The sequence below is a fragment of the Mycobacterium sp. DL440 genome, from assembly GCF_011745145.1.
Classification (GTDB): Bacteria; Actinomycetota; Actinomycetes; order Mycobacteriales; family Mycobacteriaceae; genus Mycobacterium.
On record NZ_CP050191.1, the window covers coordinates 2,693,793 to 2,711,969 of the forward strand.

General features: G+C 67.6%; 17 protein-coding genes. 7 read left to right on the forward strand and 10 right to left on the reverse strand.

Going from position 1 to position 18,177, the window contains the following annotated elements; all coding sequences use genetic code 11:
• The first annotated feature begins 45 nt into the window (after positions 1-45).
• Positions 46-630, forward strand: coding sequence for a hypothetical protein (locus tag HBE63_RS13070; RefSeq protein ID WP_166905127.1), 585 nt, complete (start codon positions 46-48; stop codon positions 628-630).
• 16 nt (positions 631-646) lie between these two features.
• Here the strand turns inward: HBE63_RS13070 and HBE63_RS13075 are convergent, their stop codons facing one another.
• From HBE63_RS13075 to HBE63_RS13090, 4 genes are all read right to left on the reverse strand, one after another.
• Entirely contained in the window at positions 647-2,896 is a 2,250-nt protein-coding gene (locus tag HBE63_RS13075) for a molybdopterin-dependent oxidoreductase (RefSeq protein WP_166905128.1), read from the reverse strand.
• Positions 2,893-3,468: a TetR/AcrR family transcriptional regulator gene (locus HBE63_RS13080; protein WP_166905129.1), complete on the reverse strand. Its 576-nt coding sequence runs from the start codon at positions 3,466-3,468 to the stop codon at positions 2,893-2,895. The genes HBE63_RS13075 and HBE63_RS13080 overlap by 4 nt, the downstream gene beginning before the upstream one ends.
• Positions 3,469-3,675: 207 nt before the next feature.
• A complete protein-coding gene (locus HBE63_RS13085) occupies positions 3,676-4,806 on the reverse strand; it encodes a nitronate monooxygenase (protein ID WP_166905130.1) in 1,131 nt (376 codons plus the stop codon).
• Between the two features lie 120 nt (positions 4,807-4,926).
• A complete protein-coding gene (locus tag HBE63_RS13090; RefSeq protein WP_208301358.1) occupies positions 4,927-5,151 on the reverse strand; it encodes a hypothetical protein in 225 nt (74 codons plus the stop codon).
• Positions 5,152-5,245: 94 nt separating this feature from the next.
• On the opposite strand from HBE63_RS13090, the gene HBE63_RS13095 reads away from it, so the two are divergent.
• Positions 5,246-6,010, forward strand: a complete 765-nt coding sequence (locus tag HBE63_RS13095; RefSeq protein ID WP_166905131.1) for an HAD family phosphatase — start codon at positions 5,246-5,248, stop codon at positions 6,008-6,010.
• Here the strand turns inward: HBE63_RS13095 and HBE63_RS13100 are convergent.
• Positions 6,007-7,083: a diacylglycerol kinase gene (locus HBE63_RS13100; protein WP_166905132.1), complete on the reverse strand. Its 1,077-nt coding sequence runs from the start codon at positions 7,081-7,083 to the stop codon at positions 6,007-6,009. The genes HBE63_RS13095 and HBE63_RS13100 overlap by 4 nt on opposite strands.
• 117 nt (positions 7,084-7,200) lie before the next feature.
• Here HBE63_RS13100 and HBE63_RS13105 point away from each other — a divergent pair, with 117 nt between their 5' ends.
• From HBE63_RS13105 to HBE63_RS13125, 5 genes are all read left to right on the forward strand, one after another.
• Positions 7,201-7,938, forward strand: a complete 738-nt coding sequence (locus HBE63_RS13105) for a glucose 1-dehydrogenase (RefSeq protein WP_166905133.1) — start codon at positions 7,201-7,203, stop codon at positions 7,936-7,938.
• Between the two features lie 183 nt (positions 7,939-8,121).
• The gene (locus tag HBE63_RS13110; protein ID WP_166909733.1) at positions 8,122-10,848 is read left to right on the forward strand and encodes a glycoside hydrolase; all 2,727 of its coding nucleotides are present in this window, start codon (positions 8,122-8,124) and stop codon (positions 10,846-10,848) included.
• Between the two features lie 9 nt (positions 10,849-10,857).
• Entirely contained in the window at positions 10,858-11,082 is a 225-nt protein-coding gene (locus tag HBE63_RS13115; protein WP_166905134.1) for a hypothetical protein, read from the forward strand.
• Positions 11,083-11,229: 147 nt separating this feature from the next.
• Positions 11,230-12,384, forward strand: coding sequence for an enhanced intracellular survival protein Eis (locus HBE63_RS13120; protein ID WP_243858720.1), 1,155 nt, complete (start codon positions 11,230-11,232; stop codon positions 12,382-12,384).
• A gap of 34 nt (positions 12,385-12,418) precedes the next feature.
• The gene (locus tag HBE63_RS13125) at positions 12,419-13,687 is read left to right on the forward strand and encodes a competence/damage-inducible protein A (RefSeq protein ID WP_166905136.1); all 1,269 of its coding nucleotides are present in this window, start codon (positions 12,419-12,421) and stop codon (positions 13,685-13,687) included.
• Positions 13,688-13,697: 10 nt separating this feature from the next.
• Here HBE63_RS13125 and HBE63_RS31710 read toward each other — a convergent pair whose 3' ends face one another.
• From HBE63_RS31710 to HBE63_RS13145, 5 genes are all read right to left on the reverse strand, one after another.
• Positions 13,698-13,829: a hypothetical protein gene (locus tag HBE63_RS31710; RefSeq protein ID WP_256367928.1), complete on the reverse strand. Its 132-nt coding sequence runs from the start codon at positions 13,827-13,829 to the stop codon at positions 13,698-13,700.
• Positions 13,829-14,752, reverse strand: coding sequence for an alpha/beta fold hydrolase (locus HBE63_RS13130; protein WP_166905137.1), 924 nt, complete (start codon positions 14,750-14,752; stop codon positions 13,829-13,831). The genes HBE63_RS31710 and HBE63_RS13130 overlap by 1 nt, the downstream gene beginning before the upstream one ends.
• Positions 14,753-14,767: 15 nt before the next feature.
• A complete protein-coding gene (locus HBE63_RS13135; protein ID WP_166905138.1) occupies positions 14,768-15,661 on the reverse strand; it encodes a fructose bisphosphate aldolase in 894 nt (297 codons plus the stop codon).
• A 118-nt stretch (positions 15,662-15,779) separates the two neighbouring features.
• Complete coding sequence (locus tag HBE63_RS13140; protein ID WP_166905139.1) at positions 15,780-17,255, reverse strand: amidase; 1,476 nt, start codon at positions 17,253-17,255, stop codon at positions 15,780-15,782.
• Between the two features lie 107 nt (positions 17,256-17,362).
• Positions 17,363-17,992, reverse strand: coding sequence for a hypothetical protein (locus HBE63_RS13145; protein WP_243858630.1), 630 nt, complete (start codon positions 17,990-17,992; stop codon positions 17,363-17,365).
• Positions 17,993-18,177: the final 185 nt, after the last annotated feature.

Consider the following 18,177-nt stretch of genomic DNA (forward strand, 5'->3'; position numbering starts at 1 on the left):
CAGCGTTACCATCTGTCCCTGGAGCAACAGCAGGAGGAAATTGAGATGCACGTCGACATCCGGAGGATTGCGTCGGTACTGGCGTGCGGTGTGTCGGGGCCCCTCCTTGCGCTGTCGGTGGCCGGCGCGGCCGCTGCCGAACCTGGAGCCCCGGTGGTCCCGCCCGCTCCCGTGCCGGTTCCCGCACCGGCATTGTCAGCGGCACCGGGATCGGCGCCCGGGCCGATAGCGCAGGCCGCCGGAGATCCGGGAGCAGCGCCGGTCGCACCCCCGGTGGGAACCCCGCATCTGGCGAGCCCGGACGCCCTGCCACCGGGGGCGACCATGGACCCCACCGGACAGGGAAATGAGGCCCCCAACAGGAGCTATCTCAAGGACCTGTGGCACGCCGTGCAGAACCAGGAGATCAGCGGCAAGGAAGCACTGATACTCGGGATCGCGCAACGCGGGATGAACACGCCGGTTCCGGGTCAGGCGCCCGGCCCGAACGTACCGATCTCACCGGGCGCGTCGGGTGAGATGGGCGGACCTGTTCCACCGGAAGCATCGATGCCAGCGGGCACGCCGATGCCACCGGGAGCGCCCGTGCCCGCCGCGCCGGGCGGACCGCCGCCGGCGCCCCTGCCCTGAGGTCCGGATAAATCGATCAGGCGGGCACGCTCGCGGCCGGAATCCGATCGACGCGGGCGGGGACATGCTTGTGCCACGGTGTGCCCGCGTACGCGTCACGCCAATGTGACGAGGTGAGCTCATTGGGAGCGACTCCGGGAACAATCGACTGTCCCTGGCCGTCGGTGTAGTCGAGGCCGTACCCGTTGGGCAACGAGATGTGTCCGGGCAGCATCGCGTCGCTGACTTCCACGGTGGCGTGCGCGCTTCCCGCCGCGGTGGTGATCCTGACCCGGTCACCGTCGAGCAGGCCGATGGCCGTGGCGTCCTCGACACTGATCCGTAACGCGCCCTCGGTATCGCGCTTGCGCCAGCCGGGGTCGCGGAAGATGTCGTTGGCGGTATAGGCCCGCCGCTCGCCGGCCGAGAGCACCATCGGGAATTCCGCGGTGGTCAGCGCTGCCGGTGTGCTCGGCAACGCCCTTACCGCGGCGAGCATTTCGGGCATGTCGAGCGCGATCTTGTGATCCGGGTGACCGATCAGGGCGAAATCGTCTTGATACTCGTGCTCGGTGAACGTCAATCCGGACCGGCCGGCCAGGATGGCCTCGAACAGCGCGTTGCCGTCGGCGTGGCCGGCGCGCCGAACCGCGTCGGGATAGGTCATCGCCGTCTTCTGGGCCAGGCCCCACAGGGCTGCGGCACCGGCCAGGCCGTCTGGAAGGGAAGGTCCCAGAGTTTCGTACAGCACGTACGGCAGTACCCGGCCCAATCCCGGGTTGGCCCCCACCGCCCCGAGAAACGCTGCGGCATAGGCGTCCAGACCCTCGCGGGCGGCGCGGCGTAGCGGATCCAGTTCGGCATCGTCGACCGCACCGATGGCTCGGACCAGGCGGGCCCAGATCTCCGGTTCGGGGAGGGTTCCGGGCAGCGGTTCGAACAGCCGGTGGCGAAGATGGAAGTCGTTGTGCGGGAATTCGAGGTTGAAGAATGTCGCCTCGGGCTTCTCGAACTGATTGGCCGCGGGCAGCACATAGTCGGCCAGCCGCGCCGTTTCGGTCATCGCGACGTCGATCACGACCAGCAGGTCCAGCGATTCCAGCGCGGCCCGCACGGCCGCGGAATCGGCGATCGAGTGCGCCGGGTTGCTGCTCTCGACGATCATGGCCCTAAACCGGTCGGGGTGATCGGTGAGGATCTCCTGCGGCACCGCGTTGGACGGAACCAGGCCGGCGATCACAGGTGCGCCGGTCACGGGGCTGCGCCCCACGCCACCCGAGCCGAACAACGGGGCGAACGACGAATGCAGGTGTTGCCCACCGCGTTTGCCGAAGTTGCCGGTGAGGATCCACAGCATCTTGTTGAGGTATGAGCACAGGGTGCTGTTGGGGGCCTGCTGGATGCCGAGGTCCTCGAACACCGCCACGCTGCCGGCAGCGGCGATGCGCCGCACCCCCTGGCGCAGCAGGGTCTCGTCGACACCGCACCGTTGGGCGTAGTCAGCGACGGGAACTTGCCGCAGCACGTCGCGAACCGGTTCGGCACCGTTGACGTGTGTCTCCAGAAACGCCTCGTCGCACAGGTTTTCCTGCACCAGCACCGCCGCCATGGCGGCCAGGCACCAGGCATCGGTTCCGGGCTTCACCCGTAGGTGGAAGTCGGCGAGCTTGGCGGTGTCGGTGATCACCGGATCGATCACGATCATCGCGCGGCCCGGGTCCTTGGCGATCTCGTTGAGCACCACCCGGGCGCGCGGGAAGCTCTGTGACATCCACGGGTTCTTGCCCACGAACACCGAGACCTCGGCGTGCGCGAACTCGCCGCGGGTGTGCCCGCCGTAGAGGTGGGCATCGACCCAGGCCTCACCGGTCTTCTCCTGTGCCAGCGCATTTGACCGATACCGCGACCCGATCGCCTTGAGGAACGCGCCGCTGTACGCCCCACCGAGATGGTTGCCCTGCCCGCCACCGCCGTAGTAGAAGATCTTGTCCCCGCCGTGGCTGTCCCTGATCGCGACGAACCCGGCGGCGATCTCGGAAATGGCGGTGTCCCAGTCGATCTCCTCGTAGCTGCCGTCCGGTCTGCGGCGCAGGGGCGAGGTCAGGCGGTTGGTACTGCTCTGGTAGTGATTCAGCCGCAACGCCTTGTTGCAGGTATAGCCCTGCGAGGCCGGATGGTCCTTGTCGCCGCGGATCTTGGTGATGGACCGGCCTTCGGTCTGCACCACGATGCCGCAGTTGCACTCGCACAGGATGCAGGCGGTGGGTTGCCATTGATCGACGGTCATGACGATGTTCCTTCCGGCAGGAGCTCATGCAATTGACCGTGGATCAGATCCAGCGGTTTGACGTCGCGGGTGGCGCGGGCGACGACGATCGCGCCCTCGATGGCGGTGAGAATCAGCATGGCCAGTTCGTCTGCCCGATCCGGGCCGGCGCCATCGCCGCGCAGTCGGTCGGCGATCAGCCCGGTCCACCGGGTGAACGCGGCCCCGGCGCGTTCCAGTACCGGGTCGGGAGCGTCGGCCTGCTGCGGGTCGCCCGCTTCCACCGCAACCGCGACGACAGGGCAACCGGCACGGAAGTCGGAACCGAGAAGTTGCTTGCGGTACATCGCGATCATGCCGTCGAGCAGAGCCGCCGCACTGTCGGCCTCGGCCAGGCGGGTCACCACGTAATCGCCAGCGTAATCGATTGCCTCGCACAGGATTTGGGTGCGGCCGCCGGGAAAGTAGTGGTAGGCCGATCCGCGAGGTGCACCGCTGTGGGCCAGTACGTCGGCGATCGCGGTCGGATGTGCTCCGCGCTCCCGAATCAGCAATGCGGCCGAGGCCACCATGCGCTCACGAGGACCAGCCATCGGACGCCCTTTCGCCGCATTATGTATGCAACCATACATAATGGACGGGCACGGGTCTATCCCCGGCGCAGCACATATGACCTGCGCGGCGGATTGCTGCTTGATAGTGGCTGCAATCCGCCGCGCCGATGATCTAAGCGGCCGTGACGGTCCGTAGCAGGGCCGGCATTACGCGGCCGATCAGGAACCCGCTGCCGGCGGCCTCAATCACACGCCGGCAGCCTCGTTCAGCGCATTGAGGTTGCCCGTCGCCTCCAGGTATTCCTGCACCCAGCGCTCGATCACCGCGGAGGTCTTCTCCACCTTCTCGAACTGGCCGACGACCTGGCCGACCGGGTTGAACGCCACGTCGACGCTCTCGTTCGGATACTTGTGCGTCGCGGCCACGGCCATGCCGGACACCATGTACTGCAACGGCATGCCGAGCGGCTTGGGGTTCTCCGGGTTCTCCCAGGCCTCGGTCCAGTCGTTGCGCAGCATGCGGGCCGGCTTGCCGGTGAACGACCGGCTGCGCACGGTGTCCTTGCTGGTGGCCTTCGCGTAGGCGGCGTGCTGCTGCTCGGTGTGCTCGGACTCCTCGACCATGACCCACTGCGATCCGGTCCAGGCGCCCTGCGCGCCCAGCGCCAGCGCCGCGGCGATCTGCTGGCCACTGCCGATACCGCCGGCTGCCAGCACCGGCACCGGGGCGACTTCCTTGACCACCTGGGGCCACAGCACGATCGAGCCGATTTCACCGCTGTGTCCGCCGGCCTCGCCGCCCTGGGCGATGATGATGTCGACCCCGGCATCGGCGTGCTTGCGGGCCTGCGACGGCGAGCCGCACAGCGCGGCGACCTTACGCCCCTCGGCGTGGATGCGGTCGATCATGTCTTTCGGCGGGGTGCCGAGTGCGTTGGCGATCAGCGTCATCTTGGGGTGCTTGAGTGCGATCTCGACCTGCGGGGTGGCAGTGGCCTCGGTCCAGCCCAGCAGTTGCAGCGCGTCGTCGCCGCTGTGCTCGACGGGCACGCCGTGGTCGGCGAGGATCTTGCGCGCGAAGTCCAGGTGCTCCTGGGGCACCAGGGACTGCAGCATGCCCTTGAGGTCGTCGGCTGACATGTTGGCGTCCATGCCCTCGTACTTGTTCGGGATCACGATGTCGACGCCGTACGGGTGGTCACCGATGTGCTCATCGATCCAGTTGAGCTCGATCTCGAGCTGCTCGGGGGTGAATCCGACGGCGCCCAGCACGCCGAAACCACCGGCCTTGCTGACGGCGACCACGACGTCGCGACAGTGGGTAAATGCGAAGATCGGGACGTCGATCCCGAGCTCGTCGCAGAGTGCGGTGTGCATTCGGAGCTCCTTCAATGGCGGTGCGGTTTGCGAGTCCCCGGCCGATCCGACCCGGACAGAAGTGAAACGTGTTCTAGTTTAGTACCACGACGGATTGTTTCGGGGCTCGACCCGGCAGATTCAGGCAAGGTCGGCGACGAAAGACACTTCGTTGCCGACCGGGTCGGCGACGTCGGTCACGGCGACCGTGTCAGCGATGACCTGCGGCTCTCCGACTGTCACACCGTCGCCCCGCAGCCGGGCGACGGTGGCTTCGAGATCGTCGATCCCGAATCGCACGGCGGTCCGGCCTGCGCCGACGGGATCGGTGACGACCTGTAGCCACGTGTGCCGGTCAGCTGCCATTCAGCGACACCTGGAACCGGTTCCCGGTCGAGTGTTCTAGTCCTGATCCGGTCTCGATTGGCCGATTGTCGTGGCGGCTTGGTGTACTAGCCCCATGGGCCGCACGTTGTCGCCACCCGCGTCACTCGATGAAATCGGGGACGGGCCGGGTGGCGCGCAGGTGGGGGCCTTCTTCGACCTGGACGGCACGTTGGTGGACGGATTCACCGCCACGGCGCACGCCGGTCATCGCATCCGCCGGCGGCAGGCCGCTGCCGGCGAGATTCTCGGAATCGTCGAAGCCTCGGTGCGGTACCGGATCGGCCGGATGCCGTTCGAGCGGCTGCTGGTGCGGGCGGCCGGATACCTACGTGGCGAATCCCTGCTCGAGCTCGACGAGCTGGGCGAGTACCTGTTCGAGAGTCGCATCAACCAGCGGGTCTACCCGCACATGCGGGACGTCGTGCGTCGTCATCAGGACCGCGGCCATACCGTCGTGATGAGTTCCTCGGCTCTGACCATCCACGCCGAGCCGGTGGCCCGCCACCTCGGGATCGGCCACGTGCTGTGCAACCACTTCACGACAGACGGCCAGGGGCGGCTGACCGGGGGTATCGTCGAACCCATCATCTGGGGCGCGCGCAAAGCCGCTGCGGTGCAAGATTTCTGCCATGCCAGACAGGTCGACCTGGCCCACAGCTATTTCTATGCCGACGGCGACGAGGACGGCGCGCTGATGCGGTTGGTGGGCCGGCCTCGGCCGGTTAATCCGCGGCCGGGCCTGGCCGCGGCCGCCACCGATCACGATTGGCCGGTGCTGACGCTGCCCAGGCCCGGTGGCCGCCGCCGCGGCGAGGGCAGACTACGGCCGGGCGCCTAGCCGAGTCTGTACAGCCCCTTGCCGGTACCCAGCGGGAGGTCCAGGGTGGTTCGGATGCCGGCCGGGGCGGCCACCACATCGGGGATGGCGTTGACGATCCGGCCGGCCGCGGCCAGGATCGCCGCGTAGTTGTGGTCGCCGCGGCTGCTGGTCGGACAGATGTCCACGACGTAGGACGGCTCGCCGCTGATCTCGACCCGGTAGGAGCCACCCGGTTGGGCCGGCTGGGCCCAATCCGGGCGCAGGTCTTCACGCACCCGGGTGATGTGCTCGACGACGATCAGCGGTTTGCCGTCGACCATGCCGTTGATCTCGAACCGCATCGCGGCCACCGTGCCCTTGGCGATCACGCCGGTGGCGACCTCGATGTCCTCCGGCGCGGGTGCCAGTTCGTAGCTCTCGTTGATCTCCTCGACCTCGACGCCCAGGCCGGCCGCCAGCATCTTGATCGCGGTGCCCCAGGCGGCGCTGAGGATGCCGGGGTAGAAGAGCATGCCCGGGCGGTCCATCGGATTGCCGAAGCCCATCACGACCGACATCACCTCGGCGCCGTCGTAGGTGGCGTAGTCGGCGATCTCCATGGTCTTGATCTGGTCGATGCGCTGGCAGGTACTGGCGATGGCGAACGGCACCAGATCGGTGGCGAAGCCGGGATCGACCCCGGTGATGTACACACTCGAATCCCCGCTTCGCGCAGCATCCTCCACGCGGTCGATGGCCTTCTGCGGCATGGCGCCCCAAGGGAATTGCAGACCGCCGGGGGCCGATCCCACCACGTTGATCCCGGCGGACAGCGCCGCCATCACATCGCGGGTTGCCTCGACCGGTCGGGTGTCGCCCATCGCGCAGTACACCAGGCAGTCCGGCGCGGCCGCCAACACCGCCTCCATGCCCTTGGTCGCGATTACTCCGGTGGCCACGCCCAGCCCGGCCAGCTCGCCGGCGTCGGTGCCGACCTTGTCGTCGCTGGACACGCCGACGGCCACCAGTTCGAACCGAGGATCTTCGATGAGCTGGATCAGCGCCAGCGCGCCGCAGTTTCCGGTGCCGAACAGTCCGACGCGGATGGCCATGGTGCTCCTTGCGAAATCTTGTTACCGACGACTTCCCGACGACGTGAGTATGCGGCCTGAACGGCAAAATTGGAACATGTTCTATTTTTGCTTTGCGGTGCGGTAGCCTCACGCGTCATGGGACGGGTAGACGGAAAAGTTGCACTCATCAGTGGCGGCGCACGGGGGATGGGCGCCGAGCATGCCCGGGCGCTGGTCGCCGAAGGCGCCAAGGTGGTGATCGGGGACATCCTCGACGACGAGGGCAAGGCGCTGGCCGTCGAACTCGGAGATTCGGTCCGCTATGTGCACCTCGATGTCACCGACGCCGATCAGTGGGCGGCCGCAGTGGAGACCGCCACCTCGGAGTTCGGGGTGCTCAATGTGTTGGTGAACAACGCCGGGATCGTCGCCCTCGGCCAGATCGGCAAGTTCGATATGGCCCAGTGGCAGAAGGTGATCGACGTCAACTTGACCGGAACCTTCCTGGGGATGCAGGCCTGCGTCAAGGCGATGAAAGCCGCGGGCGGCGGGTCGATCATCAACGTCTCGTCCATCGAGGGACTGCGCGGCGCGGCCATGGTGCACCCCTACGTCGCCTCCAAGTGGGCGGTGCGCGGCCTGACCAAGTCCGCTGCGCTGGAATTGGGGCCCAAGCAGATTCGGGTCAACTCGATCCACCCCGGCTTCATCCGGACCCCGATGACCGAGCATTTCCCCGAGGACATGCTCACCATTCCGCTGGGCCGGTCCGGGCAACCCGAAGAGGTCTCCACTTTCGTGGTGTTCCTGGCCAGCGATGAATCCCGCTACGCCACCGGCGCCGAGTTCGTCATGGACGGCGGCCTCGTCAACGACGTCCCCCACAAGCTCTGAGGGTGCACCGGCCGCACGGGGCGGCACTCACCACGGCAGAATGACCGGGCACGGCATCGACTCACGCGCCCGGTGCCGTACCGGTCACCCGAGGAGCTGCCCATTTCCGCCCGGAATCGCCGCGCCGGCCTGAGCGTCACGGGGCTCGTCGGCCTTGTCCTTGCCGCAGTGCTGCTGTTGTCGCTGTGCGCGGCCGATTTTCCGCCGTTCGCCAAGCCGGAGCCGCCGTCGGGACGGGTGGAGCTGGCCCAGGGCTGGCACCTGGCCTCGGCGCGCACCGTCACGGCCGACGGTGCCGCACTGTCCACGCCGGGCGAGGTCGACGCCGACTGGCACGAGGTCCAGCACATGCCGTCGACGGTGCTGGCGGCGCTGCAGGACGACGGCACCTACCCGGACCTGTACGTCGGGGACAACCTGGCCGATGTGCCCGACGACCTTTTCCGCCAGGACTGGTGGTACCGCACGACCTTCACCGCACCCGCGGGCAGCTCCAGCTACCGGCTGGACTTCCCTGGCATCAACTACCGCGCCGAGGTCTGGCTCAACGGCAAGCTCATCGCGGGCAGCTCGCTGCTGGTGGGGATGCATACGATCCACGAGATCGACGCGACGCCGTGGATCAACGCCGGAGGACCGAACACGCTGGCGGTCAGGGTGACCCCCGAGCAGGCGCTGCAGGACATCGACGGGGTCGAGCTCGCCGACAGCTGGTGGGACTGGCTCAACTGGAACCGCATCGGCTACCAGGGCCCGGACAAGAACCCGCTGCGTGGCAATTCCTATGTGCCCGACCGTAATGCGGGCATCTTCAAACCCGTCTATCTCAGCTACTCGGGCCAGGTCGTGCTCAGCGACCCACTGGTCACCACCGAGTTGCCGCTGCCCGACACGTCGCACGCGCGGCTCACCGTCTACTCCGACATCCGCAACACCGCTGACGTTCCGATGCGAGGCGTGGTTCGGGCCCGGATCAGCCGGCCCGGAAAGCCGACCATCTCGGTGGACCAAGCGGTCAACCTGGCTCCCGGGGAGAAACGTGAGATCCGGTTCGATCCGGACACTTTCGCGGCGTTGCAGGTGGACAACCCCGACCTGTGGTGGCCCTACACGATGGGCAGGCCGGACCTGTACGACCTGCGGTTGGAGTTCGTGCGGTACGGCCGGGCGGCCGACACCGTGGATTCCCGCTTCGGTATCCGCACCGTCGCGCAGCACCGCGACAACGACGAACAGTTTCCCGATCTGGGCCGCGGCGGCAGCTTCTACCTGACCGTCAACGGGCGTGACTTCCTGGTCCGGGGCGCGGCATACACGCCCGATCTCCTCTTCCAGTACGACCCGCAGCGTGAGGACGCCATCCTCGGATATGTCCGGGATCTGGGGCTGAACATGGTGCGACTGGAGGGAAAGTTCCCGGGCGACAACATCATCGAGCGCGCCGACGAGCTGGGCATCCCGCTGATGTACGGGTGGATGTGCTGCAACCAGTGGGAGAAGTGGTGGCAGTGGGACGACGAGGATCGGCGAGTGGCCGACGAGAGCATGCGCTCGCAGATCCTTTCCCTGCGCGGGCACGCCTCGGCGTTCCTGTGGGCCAACGGCAGCGACGGCAAGCCCCCGGCGCCGGTGCTCGACGGCTACCGCCGCATCCTGGGTGAGCTGCACTGGCCCAACACCGTCGTCGACACGGTGTCGTCGCTGGCCCGCGATGCCGACGGCGAGCCGGACTGGGATGGCATCCACATGGCAGGCCCGTACACCTGGCGCCCGCCGAGCTACTGGTTCGATGGCCGCTATCAGGCCACCCGCGGCTCCAACGCCGAACAGGGCGACAACGAACACGTCCCGCCGTTCGCCAGCCTGCAGAAGTTCATCCCGCCGGACAAACTCTGGCCGATCAACGAGGCCTGGTACTTCCACGCCGGGGCGAACCCGAGCAACGCCGCCCTGGAGAGCATCCGCACCGCGGTCATGCAGCGCTACGGATCATCGCGCGGCGCAGAGGAATTCGCTCGCAAAGCTCAGCTTGCCCACTACGAGTCCACCCGCGCACAGTTCGAGGCGTTCGCCGCAGGCGGGTGGGACAACCACAAGATGACCATCTACTGGATGCTCAACAACCACTGGCCGTCGTTCTTCGGCCACCTCTTCGACTACTACCTGCGGCCCGGCGGCGCGTACTTCGGAGCCAAGAAGGGGCTGCGCCCGCTGTCGGTCGTGTTCGACTCCTATGCGACCGGCGACCATGACACGGCCAACGTCAAGGTGGTCAACCAATCGCCGCAGGAGCGGACCGGTCTGCGGGTACGCGTGCGCACCTACGACCTGACCGGCCGAATGCGCGACGACCGCAGTTCCGAGGTGGCGGCCGTGCCGTCGAACGGTGTGGTGCCGGGGTTGACGCTGCCCCGGCTGGCCCTCGACTCGCCGGTGATATTCGTCCGCGCTGAACTGCTCGACGATTCCGGCGCCGTCGTCGCCGACAACACGTACTGGCAGTCGCAGAAACTCGACGATGTGGGGCCCCCGGTCAACGACCAGGCATTCGACCTGGTACAGACCAGCTGGGCCGACTTGACCCCGCTCAACACCATGGCGCCCGCACGGCTGGACGTGACCGCGCACCGCAGCGATGCGACCGACGGTGGTACCAGCGTGAAGATCCGTCTACACAATCCGGGCCGTCACATCGCATTCTTCGAACGCGCCGAGATCACCACCACCCGTGATGGTGACGAGATCCTGCCGATCGAGTACTCCGACAACTACGTCACGGTGTATCCGGGGGAGACGGTCGAGGTGACCGGCAGCGTGACCGGATCGGAGCCTGCCGCGAACTGGGTGCGGGTCGGCGGCTACAACAGCGCCCCGACGGTGGTGCCGATCGACCAGCGGGCACGGCGATAGGATCGGCAGATGACCACAACCGATGAGCGCCATGAAGTGGGCCAGCTGGCCGAGAGCGGCGGATGGCGGCACCGTGACCTCGAGCGGGTGGACGTCTACCAGCGCGGGACAAACCGGATCAGGGTCGTGTGGCAGGGCTCCAGTGTGATCAGCGGGGCGACGCTGTACCAGGACGACGTCATGACCACCTACACCCGTGAACTGGCGACGCTGAACAACTGGCTCAAGCGCTGACTGCCCAGCCGGCCCGCCAGGGCGGCCGGAAAATCCGTCGCCTTGGCCGGTGATGGTGTGGCACTGTCGGATTCTGTGACCGACAACGTCGCTTCTTCGGCAACTGCCCTCACGCTGCACAGCGTCACCGACCCCGACTGGGCGGGAATGGCGCTGCTCGGCAACACCGCCTTCGGTGAGGTCAACCACCCCGATTCGATGTTGGCGTGGCAGCAGATGGTGCCCGCCGACGGCGGCGTGGTCATGCGCGACGGCGGCTTGGCCGACGGCATCGTCGGACAGTCGATCTACCTCGATCTCAGTCTCACCGTTCCGGGTGGTGCCGCGCTGCCCGCGGCGGGTCTGAGTTACGTGGCCGTCGCCCCGACCCATCGACGCCGCGGGATCCTGCGTTCGATGTACACCGAGTTGCACCAGCGGATCGCCGAGGCGGGATATCCGATCGCCGCACTGACCGCCAGTGAAGGCGGCATCTATGGCAGGTTCGGCTACGGCCCGGCCACCACCGTGCAGCTGACATCGATCGACCGCAGGTTCGCCGAGTTCCACGCTTCGGTCCCCGATCCTGGCGGCGTCCGCCTGGTCAAACCTGCCGAGCACCGCGACACGTTCGCCGAGATTTACGACCGCTGGCGACAGCAGACTCCGGGTGGGCTGGTGTGCCCGACGCCCCTGTGGGACGACGTGCTCGCCGACCGGGAGAACACTCGCGACGGCGGATCGGAACTGTTCGCCTTCCTGCATCCGGACGGCTATGCGATGTACCGCGTACACGGTGAAGAATCCCGGTCGATCCGCGTACGCGAACTCACGGCGGTCACTCCCGACGCCTATATCGCTTTGTGGCGGGCCCTGTTGGGCATGGACCTCATGGACAAGGTGACCAGCTGGGCGCCACCGGGCGACATCCTGCCCTACCTGCTGACCAATCCACGGCTGGCCCGGGTCACCTCGAGCAGTGACGACCTGTGGATCCGGATCATGAACATTTCGTCCGCCCTCGAGGCCCGTCGGTATCAGGCCGACCTGGACACCGTGCTGGAGGTCACCGACGGCTTCCGCGGCGACGGCGGGCGATTCGCCCTGCAGATTCGCGACGGCCGAGCACAGTGTGCGCCCACCGATGCACCGGCCGACATCGAACTCGACCTGAACGTGCTCGGGAGCCTCTATCTGGGCAGCCACCGACCCGAAGCCTTCGTTGCCTCAAACCGGTTGCGCAGCAAGGATTCAGCCGTGGTGCAGCGGCTCGGTGCGGCCTTCGCGAGCGACGTCGCGGCCCGGTTGGGCTACGGCTTCTGAGCTGAGGCGACGCCTGCTGCGTAGTGTTCACGGGGTGAGCGCACGTGCAGGCATCGTCGTTACCGGAACAGAAGTACTCACCGGCCGGGTTCAGGACCGCAACGGTCCGTGGCTCGCCGACCAGCTCCTCGAGCTGGGCGTCGAACTCGCCCACATCACCATCTGCGGCGACCGTCCCCGGGACATCGAGGCGCAGTTGCGGTTCCTGGCCGCAGAAGGCGTGGACCTGATCGTGACGAGCGGTGGGCTGGGGCCGACGGCCGACGATCTCACCGTGGCGACGGTCGCCGAGTTCTGCGGCCGTGAACTCGTCCTCGACGAGGCGATGGAGGAGCGGATCGCCGACATCCTGCGCAGGATGATCGGCGACCGGCCCGGCGTGGATTTCGGTGCGGTGCGCGCTGCCAACCGCAAGCAGGCCATGATGCCGGTCGGTGCCGAGGTCCTCACGCCCGTCGGCACCGCCCCCGGCGTCGTTGTCGGCGGTGGTCCGACGGTGGTGGTGCTGCCCGGCCCGCCGCGGGAGTTGCAGCCGATGTGGCGCACTGCCGTTGCGACCGAGGCTGTGCAACAGGCCATCTCGGGCCGGACGAAGTACCGGCAGGAAATGGTGCGGATGTTCGGTCTGGCTGAATCCGGCCTGGCCGAGACCCTGCGCGAGGCCGAGGGTGACATCGCGGGTTTCGACGCACTGGAGATCACCACGTGCCTGCGTCGCGGCGAACTCGAGATCGTGACCCGCTACGAGCCCGACGCTGCCGGCGCCTACCAGGATCTCCTGACCCTGCTGCGCGACCGGCATGGTGCCGCGCTGTACTCGGAGGACGGCACCACCGTGGACGAGCAGGTGGCCACACTGCTGGCCGGGCACCGGATCGCCACGGCGGAGTCCTGCACCGCCGGACTGCTGGCCGCCCGGTTGGCCGATATTCCGGGCTGCTCGGACTACTTCCTGGGTGGGGTGGTCAGCTATTCGAACGAGGCCAAGGCCGAACTGTTGAACGTGGATCCAGTTCTCATCGCCGAGTACGGCGCGGTGTCCGAACCGGTGGTCGAATCCATGGTCAACGGCGCGCTGCACCATTTCGGGGCCGATACCGCGGTGGCCATCAGCGGGATCGCCGGGCCTGACGGCGGCACTCCCGAAAAGCCCGTCGGCACCGTGTGTTTCGCGGTCCGGGCCGGATCGGTGGCCATCACGCGCACCCTCCGGCTCCCGGGCAACCGATCCGACATCCGGGAGCGCGCCACCACGGTCGCCATGCACCTGCTGCGTCGGGCGCTCACCGGGGTCGGCGACTGACCGCAGACTCTCAGGTGTGTGCCACGACCGTGGCCGCCGAGGGTGCGGCACGCACGCCGCGTCGTCGTCGCGGGGCACCGCGCGCCACCCGCGACACGATCGACGGGTGCGCCAGTCTGCTGGGTGGGTCGACCAGGTTCATCACCCGGAAGAGTCGGTTTTCGCCTGGTCCCACATCGAGATCATGGTGCCCATGATCTCCTCCGCGCAGCCCAGCCCGCCGAGGTGGCTCTCGTAGGGCAACTCGGTCATCACCGCATCGGGCAACCGGGAGACCACATGCTGGCCGTGCGCGAACGGAACGATGTGGTCATGGTCGCCGTGCCACCAGCGCACCGGAACCTTGACCTCGTCGAGCCGGAAGCCCCAGTCCCGCTCGAATACCACGATGTCGTAGAACGGTGCGGCCAGCTGCTTGCGGCTGCCGTTGAGCAGATCGTCGAGGAACATGGCCTTGAACTCGGGCCGGCCGAGCATGCGCCGGTCGCCCTCGGGGGAGATCCGCGCGTAGATCTCCAGAGCGGGGGAGGCGACCGGACGGATCAGCCGGATCAGTCCGGAGGCGACCAACCGGATCGGAGCGCCGGCCACCTCCAGGATCGGGGCGACTGCTGCGCCGAGTTGCATCAGCGGACTGCTGATCGCGTCGGGGCCGACCATCGGTGCCACGCCGCCGAGCACCCCGGCCGCCACCACCCGGTCGGGCATGGCGGCCGCGGTGGCCAGCGTGTAGGGACCGCCGCCGGACAACCCGATGACGGCCATCTTGTCGATGCCGAGGGTATCGGCGATGGTGCGCAGATCGTCACCGAAATCCAGCACGCGGTCGTACTGGTGCGGCGTGGAGGAGCCGATGCCGGGCCGGTCGACCCCGATCAACCGGATGTGGTTCCGCTCGGCGTAGATCCGGGCCTCGGTCGGGATCTGCCTGCGGGCGCCCGGCGTGCCGTGCAGCCAGAAGACCGCACGACCCTGCGGATCACCGAACTCGGCGAACCCGAGTTGACGGCCGTCGCCGACGGCGACATTGCCCTCCAGTTTGGGGCGATCGATCGGGATGACCATCTGCGCGTTCCGTGACTAGCCGGCGACAGAAGCGTCGAAGATCGACTGGATCGACTTGTCCAACGTGGCGTTGAACTCGTCGTCGCTCTGCTGGGCCGACAGGCCCTCGGTGAGCGCCCGGCTGAAGCTGGCGATCACGCCGGTGTTCTCGGCGAGCTTCTTGTTGGCCTCGTCGCGCGAGTAACCACCCGACAGTGCGACGACCCGCATCACCTGGGGATGGTCGACCAGCGACTGGTAGTGGTTGGCAACGGTCGGCAGGGTCAACTTGAGCATGACCTTCTGGTCGGCCGGCAGCGCGTCCAGGTTCTTGGTGATCTCGTCGCGCAGCAGATCCTCGGCCTCGGCCTTGTCGGAGATCGAGATGGTGACCTCGGGCTCGATGATCGGGATCAGGCCGTGCGAGAGCACCTGCTTGGCCACCTCAAACTGCTGGGCCACCACGGCGGCGATGCCGTCGGCGTTCGCCGCGCCGATCACCGAACGCTCCTTGGTGCCGAAGATGCCGTTCTTCGCCGCACGGGCCAGCAGGTCGTCGAGGCCGGGCATCGGCTTCATCACCTGCACGCCGCCAGCCACCTCGGCCAGACCCTTGTCGATCTTGAGCAGCGGCACCACGCCCTTGTCCTCCCAGAGGTAGGTCGCGGTGGACTTGCCCTCGATGGAGCGGTCCATGGTCTGCTCGAACAGGATTGCGGCCAGCACCCGATCACCGTTGAACACCGGAGAGGTGATGATGCGTGAGCGCATCTGGTGGATCAGGTCGAACATCTGCTCTTCGGAGGAGTAGGCGCTCTCCTCGACCCCGTAGAGACGCAGGGCCTTGGGGGTCGACCCACCGCTCTGGTCGAGCGCGGCGATGAAACCCTTGCCCGTGGTCATCTTGTCGGCCTGCTGCTGGTTCACCATGAGGTTGTCTACTCCTTTGAAGACGCGTCCTGCTGTTGTCCTGCTTGTTGGCGTGGTGCGGGGGCGCGGCTCATTCACCGGGCCGGTGACGCACCGTTCGCCTCAGAGGATATGCGGGCTACGTCACGGTGGTGGAGGCCACCCATCGGGGCGGGATGCGGGTGGCCCAGGGGGCCGCCCGCTCGAGCTGACCGGCCAGGCTGAGCAGGATCGACTCGTCGGGCGCCATCAGCTGTACACCGATCGGCAGGCCGTCTCGCGTCCGGCCCAGTGGCAGGGAAATCGCGGCCCAGCCGGTCACATTGGCCAGGGCCGTCCATCCGGTGGTGGCGAACTCGACGTCGAAGAAGGCCCGGGTGGTGCCCCGGGGCTGGTTCAGCAGCCCATACGGCGGCGGACCGGTCAGCAGCGTCGGCACCAGCAATACGTCGTGACCAGCCATTTCCCGGGCGAACCGACGGGTCTGGGCATGGATCGCCGAGATCGCGTTCGCGTACGCCAGTCCCGTCGTGGTGAAGCCCTCGCGCATCATCACCCAGGTGCTCGGCTCGAATTCGTCCTCGCGGGGCGCCCGCCCCAGGTGGTCGGCGGCCATGTCGTGTAGTTCAGCGTTGCTGACGGTGTGCAGCACTGCGATGGCGTCGGCGACCGCGTCCGCGTCGATGGTCGGAGCCCCCGGAGTGAGCCGATGTCCGAGGCTCTCCAAAAGCCGGCCGGTCGCCTCGACCGCTGCCACCACTTCCGGGTCGATCCGGTCGGTGGGAAACGGCGACGAGGTGGCGATCAGGATGCGTTGGGCCGATGGGGTCTGCGCGGCCGACTGGAGGAAAGGGACGGTCGGGGCCGCGGCGGTGTAGGGGTCTCCGGGGGCGGTGCCGGCGATGATGTCGAGCAGGGCCGCGCAATCGCGCACCGTGCGGGTGAGGGCGTGGCCGTTCACCAGGCCTTCGAGTCCGTGGCCACCGTCGGGGGCGAAGGACGACCGCCCGCGCCGCGGTTTGAGGCCGACGACGCCGCAGCATGAGGCAGGCACCCGGATGGAACCGGTGCCGTCGCCGCCCGAGGCCGCGGGCACCACGCCGGCGGCCACGGCCGCTGCCGAACCGCCGCTGGATCCGCCCGGGGTGACGACGGGGGACCACGGGTTCACCGTGGGCCCGAACAGCAACGGCTCGGTGGTGCAGTGGTTGCCCCACTCCGGGGTGTTGGTCTTGCCGAACACGACCAGGCCCGCGTCCAAGTAGCGGTCCACTGTCCACGCGGATTCTGTTGCGACATGGTCGCGCAACGCGCGAGAGCCCATGGCCTCGCGGGCACCGGCCAGCGCGGCACCGAGATCCTTGAGCAGGAACGGCACCCCGGCCAGCGGCCCGGCTTGTTCGGAGCGCAGCGCTCCGGACTTGTCGAGGGCGGCGGCTTGTGCGCGGCCCCTGTCGAACAGATCGGTGATCACGGCGTTGAGGCCACGGGTCGCCTCGACCCGGGTGATCGCCGCGTCGAGTAGCTCGACCGCGGTCAGCTCACCGGCAGCGGCCAGCGCCGCCTGCCCGATCGCATCGGTGCGTGCCAGTTCGAATGCCGACGAGGAATCCATGCCACATCACTCCGTGAGGTCACTGGTGGTGGTGTTCGGCGGTGCGGTGCCTGGATGTGGACATCGATCTCCCGCCGCATGGCCGATGAGCGGCCAGCTTAGCGCGGTTACCGCGGCGCCAGGACTACGGGCGTGGACAGGATCTCGCGGTATTCGACCATCGGTTCGCGTTTGAGGACCGCGCTTCCCGAGGTGACCAGCAACTCGGTCGGTGAGACCGCGTAGTTCGCCTGGAAGTTGCGCGCGACAAACTTGCGGCCCGGTGTGAGGTCCGCCGACGCCGCCAGGGCGGCCCGGTCGGAAAGCCGCACGCCGTGGTATTCCAGGCGACCGGTGCGGTCCAGGCAGATCACGACGAGTGAGCCTTCGGTGCGCCCGATGGCCCTGGCGGTCTGGGTGTCACGGCAGCGTGCCTGGGAATCGACGAACCCGGATCCGTCGAATGCGAACGTTGCGACGGCGGGTGCGACGGCCGGCTCGGTGAACCCAGACTGCTGCGGCCGGTTCGGTTTCACCTCATACGTCCGGGCCCCGACGGCGTACACCGAGTCCTTGGCGGAAAGTTTGGAAGCCAACGTGGTGATGATGACGAATGCGGTGAGCAAGGAGCTGACTACGGCCGCGGCCGCCACCCCGATTCCGACGGGCAGCCACTGTCGCTGCGGCGCCTTCCGGTGCCGTCCACGACGAACCGGCTGATACGGCGGATGCGGTGCGGAAACTGGGCAGGTGACCAAGCTTGCTCCCGGTGAATGGCGGTGTGATGGGCGTGGCACAGGCGACGGGCGCTGACGCGAGCTCATATTGTGCACGACGAGGTGGGGCGCCGTGGGCAACACCCGAAAATTCGCCGAAGCCGACGTTCGGTGTGCGATGGTGGCGCAGTTGCGATGAAATTAGCTCGGCAACAGTGAGATTCATG

Excerpts from the sequence above, each read along its gene's own strand:
- HBE63_RS13140 (WP_166905139.1), bottom strand. The coding sequence starts at position 17,255 with ATGGATTCCTCGTCGGCATTCGAACTGGCACGCACCGATGCGATCGGG.
- HBE63_RS13090 (WP_208301358.1), bottom strand. The coding sequence starts at position 5,151 with ATGGCAGCTGACCGGCACACGTGGCTACAGGTCGTCACCGATCCCGTC.
- HBE63_RS13075 (WP_166905128.1), bottom strand. The coding sequence starts at position 2,896 with ATGACCGTCGATCAATGGCAACCCACCGCCTGCATCCTGTGCGAGTGC.
- HBE63_RS13105 (WP_166905133.1), top strand. The coding sequence starts at position 7,201 with ATGGGACGGGTAGACGGAAAAGTTGCACTCATCAGTGGCGGCGCACGG.
- HBE63_RS13120 (WP_243858720.1), top strand. The coding sequence starts at position 11,230 with ATGGCGCTGCTCGGCAACACCGCCTTCGGTGAGGTCAACCACCCCGAT.
- HBE63_RS13115 (WP_166905134.1), top strand. The coding sequence starts at position 10,858 with ATGACCACAACCGATGAGCGCCATGAAGTGGGCCAGCTGGCCGAGAGC.
- HBE63_RS31710 (WP_256367928.1), bottom strand. The coding sequence starts at position 13,829 with ATGAACCTGGTCGACCCACCCAGCAGACTGGCGCACCCGTCGATCGTG.
- HBE63_RS13100 (WP_166905132.1), bottom strand. The coding sequence starts at position 7,083 with ATGGCCATCCGCGTCGGACTGTTCGGCACCGGAAACTGCGGCGCGCTG.
- HBE63_RS13080 (WP_166905129.1), bottom strand. The coding sequence starts at position 3,468 with ATGGCTGGTCCTCGTGAGCGCATGGTGGCCTCGGCCGCATTGCTGATT.
- HBE63_RS13070 (WP_166905127.1), top strand. The coding sequence starts at position 46 with ATGCACGTCGACATCCGGAGGATTGCGTCGGTACTGGCGTGCGGTGTG.
- HBE63_RS13095 (WP_166905131.1), top strand. The coding sequence starts at position 5,246 with ATGGGCCGCACGTTGTCGCCACCCGCGTCACTCGATGAAATCGGGGAC.
- HBE63_RS13085 (WP_166905130.1), bottom strand. The coding sequence starts at position 4,806 with ATGCACACCGCACTCTGCGACGAGCTCGGGATCGACGTCCCGATCTTC.
- HBE63_RS13130 (WP_166905137.1), bottom strand. The coding sequence starts at position 14,752 with ATGGTCATCCCGATCGATCGCCCCAAACTGGAGGGCAATGTCGCCGTC.
- HBE63_RS13135 (WP_166905138.1), bottom strand. The coding sequence starts at position 15,661 with ATGGTGAACCAGCAGCAGGCCGACAAGATGACCACGGGCAAGGGTTTC.